Source organism: Kosakonia sp. AG348, from assembly GCF_003337365.1.
Lineage (GTDB): Bacteria > Pseudomonadota > Gammaproteobacteria > Enterobacterales > Enterobacteriaceae > Kosakonia.
Map to the genome: position 1 here is coordinate 322529 of NZ_QPJR01000003.1, position 15057 is coordinate 337585.

The 15057-nt window shown below is 43.2% G+C and carries 14 protein-coding genes and 4 pseudogenes; 12 read left to right on the forward strand and 6 right to left on the reverse strand.

All coding sequences use genetic code 11. The features are described 5' to 3' along the window. The first annotated feature begins 38 nt into the window (after positions 1 to 38). From alaE to DFO56_RS08650, 4 genes are all read left to right on the forward strand, one after another. Positions 39 to 197: an L-alanine exporter AlaE gene (alaE, locus tag DFO56_RS24930; protein WP_255419519.1), complete on the forward strand. Its 159-nt coding sequence runs from the start codon at positions 39 to 41 to the stop codon at positions 195 to 197. A gap of 700 nt (positions 198 to 897) precedes the next feature. Then, complete coding sequence (locus tag DFO56_RS25085) at positions 898 to 1023, forward strand: hypothetical protein (RefSeq protein WP_255419520.1); 126 nt, start codon at positions 898 to 900, stop codon at positions 1021 to 1023. A gap of 601 nt (positions 1024 to 1624) precedes the next feature. Next, complete coding sequence (locus tag DFO56_RS24595) at positions 1625 to 1810, forward strand: hypothetical protein (protein WP_147271669.1); 186 nt, start codon at positions 1625 to 1627, stop codon at positions 1808 to 1810. A gap of 35 nt (positions 1811 to 1845) precedes the next feature. Then, positions 1846 to 2340 (forward strand): hypothetical protein, encoded by a 495-nt coding sequence (locus tag DFO56_RS08650; protein WP_045513646.1) that lies wholly within the window; start codon positions 1846 to 1848, stop codon positions 2338 to 2340. Between the two features lie 85 nt (positions 2341 to 2425). On the opposite strand, the pseudogene DFO56_RS08655 reads toward DFO56_RS08650, so the two are convergent. Further along, positions 2426 to 2593: pseudogene (locus DFO56_RS08655) on the reverse strand (IS3 family transposase); the annotation flags it as partial. A 603-nt stretch (positions 2594 to 3196) separates the two neighbouring features. Here DFO56_RS08655 and DFO56_RS08660 point away from each other — a divergent pair. From DFO56_RS08660 to DFO56_RS08690, 4 genes are all read left to right on the forward strand, one after another. Further along, complete coding sequence (locus DFO56_RS08660; protein WP_045513649.1) at positions 3197 to 3466, forward strand: hypothetical protein; 270 nt, start codon at positions 3197 to 3199, stop codon at positions 3464 to 3466. A 655-nt stretch (positions 3467 to 4121) separates the two neighbouring features. Continuing rightward, positions 4122 to 4487, forward strand: a complete 366-nt coding sequence (locus tag DFO56_RS08670; protein WP_045513653.1) for a hypothetical protein — start codon at positions 4122 to 4124, stop codon at positions 4485 to 4487. Positions 4488 to 5314: 827 nt separating this feature from the next. Beyond that, positions 5315 to 5665: a hypothetical protein gene (locus DFO56_RS08675; RefSeq protein WP_045513656.1), complete on the forward strand. Its 351-nt coding sequence runs from the start codon at positions 5315 to 5317 to the stop codon at positions 5663 to 5665. 1289 nt (positions 5666 to 6954) lie between these two features. Continuing rightward, complete coding sequence (locus DFO56_RS08690) at positions 6955 to 7185, forward strand: hypothetical protein (RefSeq protein WP_072051667.1); 231 nt, start codon at positions 6955 to 6957, stop codon at positions 7183 to 7185. Positions 7186 to 7308: 123 nt separating this feature from the next. On the opposite strand, the pseudogene DFO56_RS24810 reads toward DFO56_RS08690, so the two are convergent. Continuing rightward, positions 7309 to 7448 (reverse strand): annotated as a pseudogene (locus DFO56_RS24810) (ArsB/NhaD family transporter); the annotation flags it as partial. Positions 7449 to 7514: 66 nt separating this feature from the next. Further along, positions 7515 to 9476 carry a methyl-accepting chemotaxis protein gene (locus DFO56_RS08695; protein ID WP_370447801.1) on the reverse strand — a complete coding sequence of 654 codons (1962 nt, stop codon included), beginning with the start codon at positions 9474 to 9476 and terminating at the stop codon, positions 7515 to 7517. Positions 9477 to 10450: 974 nt separating this feature from the next. On the opposite strand from DFO56_RS08695, the gene DFO56_RS08700 reads away from it, so the two are divergent. After that, complete coding sequence (locus DFO56_RS08700) at positions 10451 to 10750, forward strand: hypothetical protein (protein WP_045513664.1); 300 nt, start codon at positions 10451 to 10453, stop codon at positions 10748 to 10750. Between the two features lie 28 nt (positions 10751 to 10778). On the opposite strand, the pseudogene DFO56_RS08705 reads toward DFO56_RS08700, so the two are convergent. Next, positions 10779 to 11311, reverse strand: a pseudogene (locus tag DFO56_RS08705) (tyrosine-type recombinase/integrase); the annotation flags it as partial. Positions 11312 to 11458: 147 nt separating this feature from the next. Here DFO56_RS08705 and DFO56_RS08710 point away from each other — a divergent pair. Then, the gene (locus DFO56_RS08710) at positions 11459 to 11950 is read left to right on the forward strand and encodes an Imm42 family immunity protein (RefSeq protein ID WP_233500391.1); all 492 of its coding nucleotides are present in this window, start codon (positions 11459 to 11461) and stop codon (positions 11948 to 11950) included. A 131-nt stretch (positions 11951 to 12081) separates the two neighbouring features. Here DFO56_RS08710 and DFO56_RS08715 read toward each other — a convergent pair. Both DFO56_RS08715 and DFO56_RS08720 read right to left on the reverse strand, forming a co-directional pair. Further along, a pseudogene (locus DFO56_RS08715) lies at positions 12082 to 12355 on the reverse strand (transposase); the annotation flags it as partial. Positions 12356 to 12386: 31 nt separating this feature from the next. After that, positions 12387 to 13507 (reverse strand): IS3 family transposase gene (locus DFO56_RS08720; protein WP_114413856.1). Its coding sequence is split into 2 segments (ribosomal slippage): positions 12387 to 13249 and positions 13249 to 13507, totalling 1122 coding nucleotides; the frame shifts between segments, so codons are not numbered across the junction. Between the two features lie 350 nt (positions 13508 to 13857). On the opposite strand from DFO56_RS08720, the gene DFO56_RS08730 reads away from it, so the two are divergent. Continuing rightward, complete coding sequence (locus DFO56_RS08730) at positions 13858 to 14112, forward strand: hypothetical protein (protein ID WP_233500392.1); 255 nt, start codon at positions 13858 to 13860, stop codon at positions 14110 to 14112. A 322-nt stretch (positions 14113 to 14434) separates the two neighbouring features. Next, positions 14435 to 15055: a DapH/DapD/GlmU-related protein gene (locus DFO56_RS08735; RefSeq protein WP_045510243.1), complete on the forward strand. Its 621-nt coding sequence runs from the start codon at positions 14435 to 14437 to the stop codon at positions 15053 to 15055. Positions 15056 to 15057 lie beyond the last annotated feature (2 nt).

Sequence of the window (15057 nt, forward strand, 5' to 3'; positions counted from 1 at the left end):
CTTTCAGCAAGGATATCCGGTTTTATGAAGCCATTGCGGTGAGCGGAGCCTCGGGAAGCGGGCTGATAAAAGGGACTTTAGGCGCAGCATTGATGATGCTTTTTCTGGGGCGCCCTTACGGCGCCTTTCTTAACGCGGTGCGTAAGCTGTTTGGCTTACCACCTGGCGGCGACAAACCGATGTCGTTGAACAGTTGAATCTTCTTCTAAGCCTGCGCGAACGTTCCCCGGCGTGTTAATCAATCATCATTTGGCGAGGGTAAATTAGCTGGATTTTCCGGGGGAAGTGAAGCGCATTAGGCACCGCTTGAGAAAATCATGCTGGCTGGCGGCAAACCTGTTAAGGCGGGTTTTCAAAGGAGATGATTAGGGGATCTTATTTATTGTGGTCAATGCTCAATTCATAATACCCTGTTTAGAATTACGAAATGATACATAATATATTTAGATTTTAACTATAGTACTTTTCACAGCGGTTAATCATTTTATTCTGTCATGGCTGGTTAGCCATTTCAGAATGCATTCCCCATATCGTGTGTTTAATCTTATCTTTGAAATCATTAAATCATCCTGCATGAAGTGTTAGTGGATTTTACGCTTTTGGATTTATGTATAACGAAAGGTCGTGACAAAGAATTATCAAATAGCGATGTGGGCTATTGGATTATTGTTAACCCTGACCATTTTATGTTTCTCCAATCGGTTAGGTTACTCTAAATAATGAAGCTGGAATATATCCGGCACTAAAGCTAAATTTTAATAGCTTTTCTCTATTTACGTCCTGAATATTGTTTTTTCATTAAGCCCATAAGAAAATACTTAAAAATGATGATTAAAACTAACCTAACTAAAATTTACTGGTGAGGGTGACATTTATTCTGGTCAGGGACGGGCTAACGTGCGCTATTCAGTGGTGGTGTTATTTTTTGTGACGGCGGCATTGCAGGCTGCGCCATTATCACCGGCGGATCGTGATGCTGTCCGTCAGCAGCAGGAACAACTGCTACGCCAGAACTTGCAGTGATATCGATGCAGGTTCGGGATAAACCATTATTCCTAACGCGTGGTAGTTTAAATAAAGTTGGTTAATAGAGTCAGTCTATTAGTTGTAAATATAACGGCCATAAAATCGAGACCACCGGAGGGCAGACTTACCGCGCGGCTATTCAGCTCAGTTGCAATATTATCGCGAATTTTTGCAGAAATATCAGTAGTGTACTGAATGCTGGTTGTGTCAGCGGGGCGAGCCCAACCTGATCATGTATACTCTTGGTGTCAGAGTACTGGCGGTAGCGTGGCGAAAAAGGCGCTGGCGATGCGACCCATTGCAGCGAACAGGTCAATTGAAGAATACGAAGCAGCAGAGACGTACTGAACAACGTCAGCGTAAGCCGTATTGAACTGGCAGGGCTGAACCTGCCAGTGACCTGCTTTTCGTTGATTAATACATTGCCGATAGTAGTAATGTCTTCATTAGTCACATGAGGACATCATCATGAAGAAGTGTTTTTCCGACGAATGGATCATCACCATTCCCTGAGAGGTAGACGCTGGGGTTTCTGACCGGGGACCCTGCTGCAATCATGCCAATTCAGACGCCACTTTCTACATCCGGAGCAAGAAGTTTGACGGCACAGAAGTACCAGAAGCGGGAAGCCGTGAATAAGTATCCTATAGGCACGACCATTGCTAAAGTTCCATCAAATGGCTCATTGGCTGGTGATACGCTGCGTGGGGATAATATTTTAGACGTTCCTCCTCAGGTAAAACCCATTCAACAAGCGGTTTTGAATGCCACAGAAAAGGCTTGAGTGATAATACGTGATAAAAATGGGAAATTTTATCAATGAAGCAAGATGTGTTTTATTGCAAATCATGGTTTAGGGCAAAAAATAAACCAATAGATATATGGTTAGAAAAGAAAGCATATAAAAAGCATATTGCTGGTGAGTCTTATACAGCACTCATTGGTTCAGATTCTACACCATCATGTTTTATTGAAGTAATTAAAGACAAAGGTTGGGTTGGGGTAAGTTTTCTAAATGAAAAGTTACAAGAGTATTTGCTATATAATTTTAAAATACTTGGCGACGATCGTTTGTTTTTATCAATGGCTATTTATCGAGAGTTTGCTGAGCGTGATGGAGAAGGTGTGGGTATATTGAATGTGTCGCATGGTACTACATATATTTTTAACGAAGACGGTAGCACTGTAGTAAGAGAAGAACAGTTTCATCCCTATAAACTAAAAGAGAGTCTAACAACGGTCGATGTGGCAGGGAATTATGATACATTCCCTGATTTTGGTGAGTATGATTCTTTGATCCGAAAGGAAAGATAAGAAACCGCTAATCTTTAATAGAACCTCTCATTACTATGGATGTTTTTACTATTATCCTGGTGAGTTTTCCCGGCGTGATAAATTAAAGCTTTACCGTATGCATCTCTGCCTCTTCAGCTAGCGTCAGTGGGATGAACTCCGGGCCGTTATCCATAAGCATGACGGGGTATCCCCGGTTAGCTGCAATCCTGTCAAGTGCACGTACTACTCTATGGGGTGGCAGAATCAGATCTGGTTCGATCGACCATGCCTCAGATAAGTTTTATGTTTAAAATAAAATTGCTGGTGGTAGACCGATAGCGGAAAGTTTCAAGAGTGTACCTGGAGTTAAAAATGCGTTCTGATCAGAAAATATATAATGGTATTGGTTCGGTGTTATTAACGCCGTCCCTGTCAGTATATGTAAAATAAGAACACGTGCAAATTTATCCTCTGAAAACTAATATTGCAAATGCGAATTTAAATGTGTAAATAAAAATACAGATCATAGAGATCTATTTTCTACTGGTTTGCAAGCAAGCGATTATTTTCTTTAATGCCTTGTTGAGCTATGATATTTATTTTGTCAAGGACTTCAAATTACCGAATAAGCTATTCTGGCATACTTTCGAAGTAAAGGTGAATGTAGAAACATTCAGAATAAATGTCGATTTTAAGTTCGATCATTGACGGATAACATCCCAATGATGAGAGACAATGTTTTTTGTCGATATTGAATTAGTTTTGGTTTTAGTAAAGCAGTAATTGTAGTTATATATTTTAATGCTCTTTCATTATCAAACCAGAAAATTTTCATGGATTTGGTAAAGGTGCTATCTAAAAATTAGTAAGATAAAATTATTATCATGTGGTACTTATGGGCTCATTTTTTGTTATCGGAAGCAAACCATATAATAATTACACTGGTGACAGAAGCCTTTCAGTAGGGCTTAACAGAACAGCATCAAATGCCATGGAGTCGTTATTTGATGAGGCATTGCAAAAACGCTATCCTACAATACAAGAAAAAGTAATGATGTCTCTACCTATGGATCAGGTATGTTTTGAGGCGTTGAGTAAAGAAGGGTTCAATCAGGCGGTGAAACAGATCCAAGCTAAGACGGGTAGTAAAATCAAATTTAAGTGAAAACTATGCTAAATACCGATGATTATGCAGATCTTAATGAAGCACTAAGAGGACGGACTCTTCAGGCATTTTGGTGGACTACAGAAATATTCTCTGCCGATTATAATTGTCGAATGGAGATTTTTTAGTGTGCTTGTACGCCTTTTAGAGGAAAAGCAAATCAAACTGGCTAAACGGGGAGAATTTCTCAAAGGTAATATTCAACAATAGGTTGAATTTTTTAAGAGGAATTTTCCGCAATCGGAACCAGAAATGGAAAATGGATTCTTATTCTTTAACGAAACATGTCGGGGGGGCTATATGGGGGCTCGACGATGGCTCACTATATTGGACTTGATATACGATTTGGAACACCGGAGAGAATATAATAACATTTCATATTCTTCTTAAGGCTATGAATCTTCACTTTGGGCTCCTCAAGATCTTTGGTTCTCAAATATTTTGGATGTGCCTATCGATGAACTCTGCGTCGATGACATAGTTTATTCAATAAGAAAAGCTGTATCTCTGGATGGACGAATTACACATAATTGACTAAATTGGATATGGTTATCGAAAAAAATTGGGTTTTATCCAGTTGTGAAAATATACATTATAGAAAAGAATAAAATAAAAAATATGCAGTAACGGCATTATACATAAACCAGGAGAAAAAATGAATTACGAACGTGTTACATACCAAGAAATCAAATTTTCGTTTTTAGATAGTTGCTACAGCTATTGTCGCCATAAAGTGAAAGATATTAAGAAAGGAGGGCCAGGATGGGCCGAGGGGGAGCATGAAATAGGGTATGCATATGAGCAGTTTGAAAATGCATACGACTTACCTATTGAAAAACTTATGCTTGAGGTTGTTGCTCTGATTTTTTGGGGAGGGCGTTGTTCCGAGCATTCTTATATTTTACATAAAAAGGCGATTGATCGAATTTTATCTGAAATAAATCTTGATGTATTGGTGTCAATATTAGGTGACGATGAGAGACAAGATTTTCTTGGCGATATTGAATTACTTTTGTTTTAGGAAAACAGTAATTGTTGTTATATATTTTATTTTTCTTTCATCATCAAATTAGAAGATTTTATGGGTTTTGTAAAAAAATGGCTAAAGATCAGCAAGATAAGATTATTATCGTGAGGTAATTATGGGCTGTTTTTTTGTTATTGGAAGCCAACCATGTAATAACAACTATGGTGACTGAGAGCTTTCAGTAGGGCTTAACAGAACAGAATGCCGTGGAGTCGTTATTTGATGAGGCATTGCAGGAACGCTATCCCACAATACATGAAAAATTAATGATGTATCTACCTATGGATTAGATATGTTTTGAGGAGTTGAGTAAAGAAGAATTTAATCTGGCGGTAAAAGAGATTCAGCCTGTATTGACAGCCGAAAAGAACCCAGCGGACCCCTGCCCTCTCAGAAACAAGTGTGGGAGGCAGAAATAGAATCTCTTATTCGGCAGGATGTGAGCTATCAACAATAATGGGTCACCATGGGTTAAACAGACACCTCAGTGTCATTTCAGATGGCTTAAAGAGAGGTGTCTGTGAGCAGTAAACGTTTTTCCTGAGAGTTTAAAGTTAAATCGATAAAATCGGTTGCTGATCGCGGTTAAGCCACTGCCCCCGTCTTGAAAGGATTTTTTTTAAAAATATCTCCATAAGCAATATGTCAAAACGATCCCACCAGGTTTTCTTTAGGTGAACATAGAGAAAAATGAATGGTTTTCCTACACAGAGACCTTTTTATTTTCCCTTCTGATAAAGCAAGTATTCCAGAGAATATTTATGATTGTGAATGAGCCCAAAAATTTATCACTATAATTCCAAAAATGGAGTTAAGAAATAATGTTTATTGAAAGTAGTCCTGATGAATTAGAGCTTATGGCTTTTTTTGAAAACTCCCCTGTTTGTTTGGATAAAGATGCCGTGAGTTTTTTATATGAATATAGCGACGATTATGGCTGTTGTATCCAATTTTCATACAACATTGCTGCCGGTTGGATTCAATATAATATTATAAGTGGTCAGCACGAAAACGCCCACAGTTATATTGAAGGCGTGAGCTCATTTTCGATAAGAAATGACAAGTCGGGAGAGTATTTATATGCAGAAAACAGCCATAGAGAATTTCTTACCAGAATAGAAGTGCGTATAAAGCCCCATGTGGTAGTAAACAGTAGCGTACTAATCATGTGACTTGAAACAAGTCCCAATAAATAAGTGATGCGAAGATAATATTATGCAATATTTTTTTCTGATGCAATACTGCATCGAACTTGCATTCCCATTTTAGGTCGCATATGTTACGTGTGGTAACTCTGTCCATCTACTTTCTGAAAACCGGATAGTCTAAACTGTCAGTAAATAAATAATACAGCGTTTCAGAATAAGGCTGTAGTAATTTTTATTACAGTAAATAAATTTATAAAAATAAATTCGGTTTGGTCCGAATGAACATGTTTTACTGGTGTAATATTAAAGACGATATTAATCGTGAGTCAGAAGTGTATCGATTATTTGTGTTTATTAACAGAGTTTTTCAGAAATCAATTAATGAGGAGCTATGTTATAATATGCAATTGAAAATAGGATTTAAGCCAGTGATAAAGCGTAAGCTATGCATTTCACTAATGCAGATAAAATTGATTATGCAGGTTTAAGGTGAAGATATATGTCAAATAAATTGTCCTTAGCTCGTAAGTACTACACGTAAATATCAACGAAGTTGCGAGGAAAAATTTAAATCTGTCGTAACACTAACAACAGATAAAGAGCGAAAACATGAATAAAATTTTAGATGAGCTTGAAAAAATTCTGGTGGGCAAGATTGAATGAAGTTTTACGCGTGTTATTCCCGGTACAGTAAAAATTGATGGTGTAGAAATTGTATATTTCTCTGATGTTGGGAACAACACACCTAAGGAAAAGTTTGATAATCTCACTGCCTCTGTTTATCCAAGGAATGCTCAGAGCGGGGGCAGAAATGGACGGGGCTGTTCTATCACTATACCTGACGGTCTCACTTTCTACGCGATAGGTTATCATGGCGATATAGAAGGCTGGTGTAAAGATATCGAAATTGATGCTCATAGACATGGCCTATTGCTCGCCCATATCGAAAATGATCGGTTTGTGATCTCTGATGGTCGATCTTTTACATTATCTGAACGTGATGTCAAATTTACATAGTTTTGTCCGGACGATTCGGGCCTTCAATTTTTGAATTTCCATTACATAGAGCTGGCGGTCGAGGCACCTGGCCCCAGCAGCTGCTCTCAGCAATGACAAAGCACGGTACTGATACGCCAGGTCCGTCCGGGGTAACGCATATAATACCTGTTACCGGTTTGATTGTTTGGCTGGTTCTGGTACAGAAATATGCGATCGCCGTCCGGGCGCTCTCCATAAGCAGTGGTGTTATAAATATCCAGCATACTCAATCTGCCAACGAAGGAGATCACTATGCGTAAGCGAGAGGACTAGATATGTTAGAGTATAGCGTAGGTAGTTCATTGGACAGAGATGATCTTTATGCTGAATTATTATTCAATCGAGTTCAGTGGGGAGAAATTTCATTAGCTGAAGATAAAAAATCTTTAAATATGATCATTTACCCTAATAGTAATAGCATTTTTGAGTTTAAATATGATGAATTATTGCTCTTGCTCGAGAAAGCGAAAAAACATCTTCTTAGTCTTGAACCTTTAAGTGAATGATAAAATTCTGAGGCTCATATACCATAATGAATATCTCCTGAACGAAGATGTTGCCAGTATAAAAATAACGATTCGCAGAAGAGTCGATTATTTTTGCCATATAGGAAGTTAGTTCCTGACGTGGCCTTTGTCTGCCAGCATATTCAGCAAACCGGACAGGTGCTCCGCGAGTCCCTGGTTACCCTGCCGTAGGCCACCAGGTACATGCCCAGCGAGAAAATTATGATCAGCCTGGGCGCATCGCGTGACACTTTCCAGACGTTAAACTTTGCGGTAACTGTATGAATCAATTAGAGAAGCTCTGCTGATTTATCAGCAGAGCTTGACCTTCAATGATGGTCGTGTCGGGTGGAGAGCTTCTGCAACACTGTCAGTTGCGCAACTGCTTCTTGCATGGCATCCATACCTGCGGTCAGGGCATGCAGGCTGCTTAGATGTGTAGCGATACTTTCCCGCTCATCATTGGTTTTACTGCTCATGGTCGCAATCGTATCAGCTGCGGAAATAGAGTGCTGTGCCATGTTGCTGGCCGTTTCCACGGTATTGTTCGCCACGTTGCGGATGCGAGAAATCGTGGTGACCGCCTGATTAATGTTTGCGGCGGTGGCATCCGCCTGTTCTTTTGAGGAACGTGCCAACCGCCGCACCTCGCTTGCAACAACGGCAAAACCACGCCCGGCATCGCCAGCCCGCGCTGCTTCTACAGCGGCATTGAGCGCCAGCAAGTTAGTCTGGAATGCAATGTTACTGATACCACTGGTAATTTCATTAATACCTGCAGATATTTTCTCCAGATCGTCCAGCCCTTCAACTAAACGGTTCTGTGCCTGCTGGCTTTGGATAGCGATATCGCTGATAGAGCGAATACTGTTTTCTGCCATCCCCAGGGTTTCATTCTGCGTCTGGGTCGCCGCTTCGAGCATCGGTAATGCCGTCATTAGTGGCCCCAGTTTCTGTTGATAAGCAACCACGCGAGAAATTACCCCACTCTGGAAATCATTCAACGCTTCCCAGCGACGAAGCGCGCGCTGGGCATAATGCCCCGCATAACTGGCATATTCCACCGGGAAATTCGTCATTGCTTTCACATCATGGTTGAAAAAAACCAATGCGGATAACGTCTGGTTAATTGGCACCCCAAGAATTTCCCCAAAGCTGGAAAATCCTGCAGCAGGCAAGCCTTTAAAAAAGTGAGCGTTATGCAGATGGGACTCACTGCCCAGACGACGCAGAATACAGTCGTTCATCAGGACGGCCGCAGGTTTACCAAGCCCCGTAATGAAATGATTCCAGTCCTGTTGTGTCGCCTGTTTAAAATCAGTTTCTTCGAGCAAATGCAGGCGATCACCAAATTCAAGGTCGCAAAAAAAGTGCACACCGTTACTGTCAATGGTCGCGACAGAGCGAATGAAGTATTCATCTCCTACTTTCACCCCGAAGGTGAGCCCTTTAAGTTTTTCGGTTAATTGTTGCTCATTACAGCGTAAATGTTCCGCCAGCGCGCTCGTAAAATGAACCTGCTGACCCTGTTCGTTAAATACGGATGTGACGGTACGGGCGACCGGATCCGCCTGAGCAATCAGCCAGCTTTTATTGCACGGTTTAAAATTCTGGCTTTTGAAAGGAGCGAATGATTTCCCTCTCGACATGGTGCAAAAGACAATCACTGCTTTTCCCTGCATCACCTCACCGCCCACGCTTATCCATGTACCATCGAAAGCGAGTTTTCCTCCTGCCGAACCGCCAATAGCAAGGCAGGGGAAACGACCGCAGTTATACCAGGCCTGCATCAAAAAGCCTTCTGATGCAGAAAGCCCGTCACAGTAAACCATAGCGAAAGTTTTCTCTGAGGAGAGCGGCATACGCACCTGCAGCCTTTCGAGCTCTAGCTGAATCGCTTTGATTCGATCCGGAGCGGTATGCATATCTTTCACATGTAAATCAACGATATGTACTTCGTGCTGTGCAACCAGTGAGTCGGGCAAGAACAGCCAGCTGCCCTGTTGCCCCGCGCCGTCACAATAAGTCGTTTCGCGGCCGCTGCTACTCAACGCGCCACTGGAAGAAAGGGTGATTACGGTTAAGTCGGGAGAGGATAATTGCTGCCATGCCCGGCTGACGTTTGGATAATCGGCATTAGGCGGAACAAATGTCATCAGGATCCCACGGGATTTATTACTTAAGCCTGCCGCCGATAACGATCTGGGCATATTTCGGCAATCATAAATGCCATTCGCTGGCTGGGAACGACTCCGGCGCAATGCTGCGGCTAACAAGCTTTTTATCGACATAGATGACATATCCTCACCATTTTTGAAAAACTAAATTTTTTACAGAATCTAAAGTTAGGACGAATTTATGAGGCTATATATTCTGCTTTCATGACATACTTCAAACGAAGCGTCAGATACAATTTAGAAAAATTGCTTTGATTACTTATTTCTTATCGCCTTGGCGGGCTAAATGTTTAATTATTTTTATCGTCAGACAGGCGCGGCAATTATTAAAATAGTCAAAATAATCAATATATAACGACGCATAGCAGACTATCGATATATCATCCAGTAAAAAATATATACCAATTATGTGATACGTCTCAAAATATGGTGCGTAACTATCCATGGAGTCAAGCCTATATATTTTCAGACCTGACTGTTTCTTAGTTTTACCTTAAGATAACTGTTTGCTTTGAACACTCGGCCCCGAAATCCTGCGCCATTCAGAAATAGAAGGTCACGTTTCATATCAACAAAACGGACCTTGCAGATCTCAAATCAACCCCATCCAATATAATGAAAGTGTGAGAAAAGCAGCTCAACGTAAAAAGCAGCTCAACAGTAAAAAGAAATACACAGACTGCTAAGAAAGCTTGGCGAAGCAGGCGCTCTTGTACTCCTCGGACGTGGGGAAAATGCTAATGACACGCCGCCACCGGACGGGATAGAAGCTAGTTAAAAAACAATACCTTCCTTGTAAAAGGCTCTCACACTCCAAAGCGAGGATTATTCCGGGAAGTTAAATTTATCTCTTGCCCTGCGGAGCTTATCTTCCCCGCGCCGTCACACTTCTGCGTGGTGGTAATGTACATAGACCTGTTTTAGTTCCATGCACTTTTGAGATTTCCGGGCTTTTGATCCCTTCCGAATGTGGATGCCAAGTCAGATAAGAGATCCGGATGTCTCACTAGGTACGAACAGTTATAGTAACGCGCAGGTTCTGTCTCGCGAACAGAATAGAGAAAAATCAAACAAATGAGGTATCGGGAATGACCGCAGCGAAATGGCAATTTAATGATCCGCCAAATTTAGCCGTAATTGTGAACAAGGCAATTATCCTTAAAGGTGATTGGATTGCCTACGTTTCACATGATCTTGATGATGGAGGCTGGCAATTTCATACGGATCAGCCTGAACCAGTTACGCAGGATGATGCTATGTTGGTCAGCTTGAAGAATATCGTTGACCTTGATCCCTCTATTGTAGATCTTGCTGGATTGCCGCCTGGATGGCATGCCTGGCGTGACAGCAAGGAAAGCAAATGGCAGATTTCAGCGCAAAATTTTTGATACCCACAAGCCCTTAGGATTCAATTTTTCAATCAAAATCAATTTTATCCCTGGCCTTGCGCAGTTTATCTTCCCCGCGCCCGTCACACTTCTGCGTGGTGGTGACGCTGGCGTGACCCATTGCATCCTTGGCCGTAATTAAGTCCTCACCATTATCGAGCAGCGCCGTTGCGAAGGTTCTTCTGAGATCATGGGGCGCGCACTTGTCGAGATCGGCCTCTTACTGACGCATCTGCAGAATATGCTACACCGCCAGGTCGGTGAGACGGTCGTTCGTGACACAGTCATGCCGACGGATGCCTGTGAACAGTGGGCCGGGATGTTCGCCACGAATCTGATCGGTCTACAACATTAATCGTTGTCAGGCTCCGGCCGGCACATAGGCCAGTTTTCCTTATTACCTTTGCCAGGCACTTTTAATGCATGCTCACCGGGGAGGGTATCTTCATAGCTCAGCGCCACCGCCTCTGATCGGCGCAGGCCGCAGCCAAGGATCACCGCCAGCAGTGCCGCATCCCTGACGCCTTTGCTGCTGCGGTCGGCTTCACACATAGCGCATAATCTCCATACTATAGATAGTAATGGTTACAAACAGAGATTTTCTCCAGATAATACGGGTGGTTACCATTGGTCAGGTAGTACCGCAAACATAAAAAACAAGCTTGAGCTACCAAATGACGTTAGAGCAGCCTTGAGAAAGCAGGAAGGATGGAAAATAAAATGATTATTGGAAATGCATTGGAAATTGGTATTCAATTAGAATATATTATTGAATTGAGTTCTCCAAGTGGCCTTTTTAATTTTATTATTGATGATCGGTTAATTCCTGGGAAGGGAATAGTCACCGATCTATATGTTGTGATTTCCTCGCTAAAGGATAGTTTGAATAATAAATTAGCTGATGGTGTCATTGATATAGGGGAAATACCATTGGATGATTTGGATTTTTCAAACGGAGCCCCGGAAAATGTGCTTTGGCTTGATGTAAGTGAATTATCAGATTACGGTTGTGTTTTTTGGTTGGGATTTGATAGGGGATTCGAACGTTTGTTTTATTCAACTGATTTTGAAAAAACAATTCAGGAAAAAATATATCCAAAGGGTACAATAGAAAAACTGATTAATAGTTTGCCAGATGCTAAGGATTTTATAATTAGAAGAATTAATAAAGAAGTAACGATTACTGATGTTACTGTTTAGCTATTAAAAATAAGAGTCTTAACCCGCTCGCGTTGGTTAACACACGCTGATAGGCCCGCAGGCTTGAAACCATAGAAAAAGTAGAGCAGCAAAAAATAATAGACTAAGCAAAAAATAATCTTCGGGGTTTTATTCAGGCTCCGGTAGGCCTGACGAATACTGAGTCCGAATGCTGTTATCAGATACGTTACCAGCTTATGCTTAAAGACTGGTTTTAGCGCTTTTTTCGATAACGTCTTTCAGTGCCCGGTTCTCCTCTTCAAGATCCTTTATCTTTTTAATATCAGAAGATTCCATTCCATCGCGTTTAGATTTCCAGTTGCAGTAGGTGGCCTAAGTGTTACCAACCTCCCGGCAGGCATCTTTTACAATACGTCCGACTTCTATCGACTTAATCACGGTGATGCTGACCTGCCCCCGGGATTAGATACAACCTTCAGTTAGTAATATCGGTTGGTTTTTCTTCATATTTCCTGTTTCGCCAGTCCGTTGCGAATTCAGCTGGTGTCTGGTAATCCAGCGATGAATGGGGACGGCACTCGTTATAATCCTGCCGCCAGTCATTAATCGTTTTCCGGGCATGAAGAATATCGCTGAACCAGTGTTCATTCAGACACTCATCGCGAAAACGTCCGTTAAAACTCTCAATAAATCCGTTCTGTGTTGGCTTACCTGGCTGGATAAGCCGTAGTTCCACACTATGCTCAAAGGCCCATTGATCGAGCGCGCGGCAGGTAAATTCCGGGCCCTGATCGGTTCTTATTGTCGTCGGATACCCCAGAAACAACGCGATGCTGTCCAGAATACGCGTGACCTGAACGCCTGAAATACCGAAAGCAACGCTGATCGTCAGACACTCCTTCGTGAAATCATCCACACAGGTCAGGCATTTGATCCTGCGACCGTTGGCCAGTGCGTCCATAACGAAATCCATCGACCATGTCAGGTTCGGTGCATCCGGGCGCAGAAGTGGAAACCGCCCGGTCGCCAGCCCTTTACGGCGCCGTCTGCGTTTTACGCTCAGTCCATTAAGGTGGTAAATACGGTATACCCGCTTGTGGTTGACGTGAAGGCCCTCCCGACGCAATAGCTGCCAGATGCGCCGATAACCAAATCGGTGGCGTTCAAGTACAAGCTCTGTGATGCGCAGAGACAGTTGCGCGTCAGCAGCCGGACGCTGCGCCTCATAACGGCAGGTCGACAGGGACAAACCTGTAAGCCGGCAGGCACGACGTTGCGACAGACCGGTCGCATCACACATCAACACCACGGCTTCCCGCTTCTGGCCTGTCGTCAGTACTTTCGCCCCAGAGCCACCTGAAGCGCCTCCTTATCCAGCATGGCTTCGGCAGGCAGCTTCCTGAGCCTGGCGTTCTCTTCCTCAAGCGACTTCAGGCGCTTCACCTCGGGCACCTCCATACCGCCATACTTCTTACGCCAGGTGTAAAAGGTGGCGTCGGAAATGGCGTGCTTACGGCAGAGCTCACGGGCAGAAACCCCGGCTTCAGCCTCGCGGAGGATACTGATGATCTGTTCGTCGGAAAAACGCTTCTTCATGGGGATGTCCTCATGTGACTTATGAAGACATTACTAACATCGCGGTGTATTAATCAACGGGGAGCAGGTCACAATCCGAAATAAAGAAGGCCGTCCTGTAGGAGCCGTCATTAACGATGTCCAGAAATCCAGACAAGCAGATATACTGGTGCAGGATGATGGGCATTGGGTTATAAAAGGTAACGGAGGAAAGATCCATATTATTGAGCCAAATGGAGAGGTTGTTACTTCTTTCTATAATCCAAAAGCTAACACAGATTCCCGTGTAAATCGGGGAGAATGGAGTTATCCCTCAAATGATCAATTAGAGCAGTTTAGGCAGAAATTCTCTGATTACATCAGGTGGTAAGATGATGGACTTGTTACAGAAAGAATGCATTGCCAGTGTTACGTTATTTCATGTCAGAGCTTCTGAAGGAGAATTAATGGTGTATGAAGGATGTATCGATCACATCCTTAGGCATTGTTCAGATGAAGAGATTTTTCGTATTACTGGCTGTTGTGATAAAGACGAGTTGACTTTTTACAAGGATGAACTGGTTAAATTGATTAAGATGGTTGAAAGGCCTGAGTATTTGCCTGATAAATATAAGAAAAATGGTTAACCTCTTGTTTAAATAAAAAATAGACTCAGACAGTTAATTTGAACGGTCTGAGTCTTTTGGCTCTCAGCCGCATCGTTACAGGCTTCTGAAGGATAAATGGCCCAACGACATTCAACGATATCTGAACAGAGCTAAACCCAGTATTTCCGTCCGGAATGTCCAGTAAAGGCATTCTATAACAGGCATTCTGTGTCGGCTTTCCTCACACCACTTAACTACCACCACATCACCAACACCGTTAAATGCCCCCGGTTCTCCCCCGTCATTTTCCCTACACAGAACCGGCATACAGTAGCGCGATCTGTCATGAGGGAAACCACCGATGAAGCTCGTAAAACTCGCCGAAACCTGGATAGACCCCAGCGTGCGCATACGCGAATGCAAAATTGGTCAGCAGTGTGAAGTGCTGGCCAACAGCCTGATGGAGTACGCCACGCTGGGGGATTTCTCCTACCTGGGGGAATACTGCACCGTCGCCGATGCGCAGATCGGTAAATTTGTGGCGATTGCCAACAACGTGCGTATCGGCGCGCCCAATCATCCGATGGAACGCCCGTCGCAGCATCGCATCACCTACTGCCCGGAGTACTACTCTGCCAGCGCCACGCGCGATCACGACTTTTTTGCGCGTCGCCGTGGCGACAGCGTCATCATTGGCAATGATGTTTGGATAGGCCACGCGGCCATTGTGTTGCCTGGCGTCACCGTGGGCGATGGCGCGGTGATCGCCGCCGGTGCGGTGGTGAGTAAAAATGTCGCGCCTTACACCATCGTCGGCGGTGTCCCGGCAAAAACGATCCGCTTGCGCTTCGCGCCGCACATCGGCCATCAGCTGCAGCAAATTGCCTGGTGGGACTGGCCGCTGGAGACCATCATCGAGCGGCTGGCTGATTTTCAGGATGAACGTATCGACGCGTTTTGCGATAAGTGGAATAAGTCGTAACC

Coding starts and splice junctions, on each gene's coding strand:
- DFO56_RS08650 (WP_045513646.1), top strand. CDS start 1,846: ATGAAGCAAGATGTGTTTTATTGCAAATCATGGTTTAGGGCAAAAAAT.
- DFO56_RS08660 (WP_045513649.1), top strand. CDS start 3,197: ATGGGCTCATTTTTTGTTATCGGAAGCAAACCATATAATAATTACACT.
- DFO56_RS08670 (WP_045513653.1), top strand. CDS start 4,122: ATGAATTACGAACGTGTTACATACCAAGAAATCAAATTTTCGTTTTTA.
- DFO56_RS08675 (WP_045513656.1), top strand. CDS start 5,315: ATGTTTATTGAAAGTAGTCCTGATGAATTAGAGCTTATGGCTTTTTTT.
- DFO56_RS08690 (WP_072051667.1), top strand. CDS start 6,955: ATGTTAGAGTATAGCGTAGGTAGTTCATTGGACAGAGATGATCTTTAT.
- DFO56_RS08695 (WP_370447801.1), bottom strand. CDS start 9,476: ATGTCGATAAAAAGCTTGTTAGCCGCAGCATTGCGCCGGAGTCGTTCC.
- DFO56_RS08700 (WP_045513664.1), top strand. CDS start 10,451: ATGACCGCAGCGAAATGGCAATTTAATGATCCGCCAAATTTAGCCGTA.
- DFO56_RS08710 (WP_233500391.1), top strand. CDS start 11,459: ATGGAAAATAAAATGATTATTGGAAATGCATTGGAAATTGGTATTCAA.
- DFO56_RS08730 (WP_233500392.1), top strand. CDS start 13,858: ATGATGGACTTGTTACAGAAAGAATGCATTGCCAGTGTTACGTTATTT.
- DFO56_RS08735 (WP_045510243.1), top strand. CDS start 14,435: ATGAAGCTCGTAAAACTCGCCGAAACCTGGATAGACCCCAGCGTGCGC.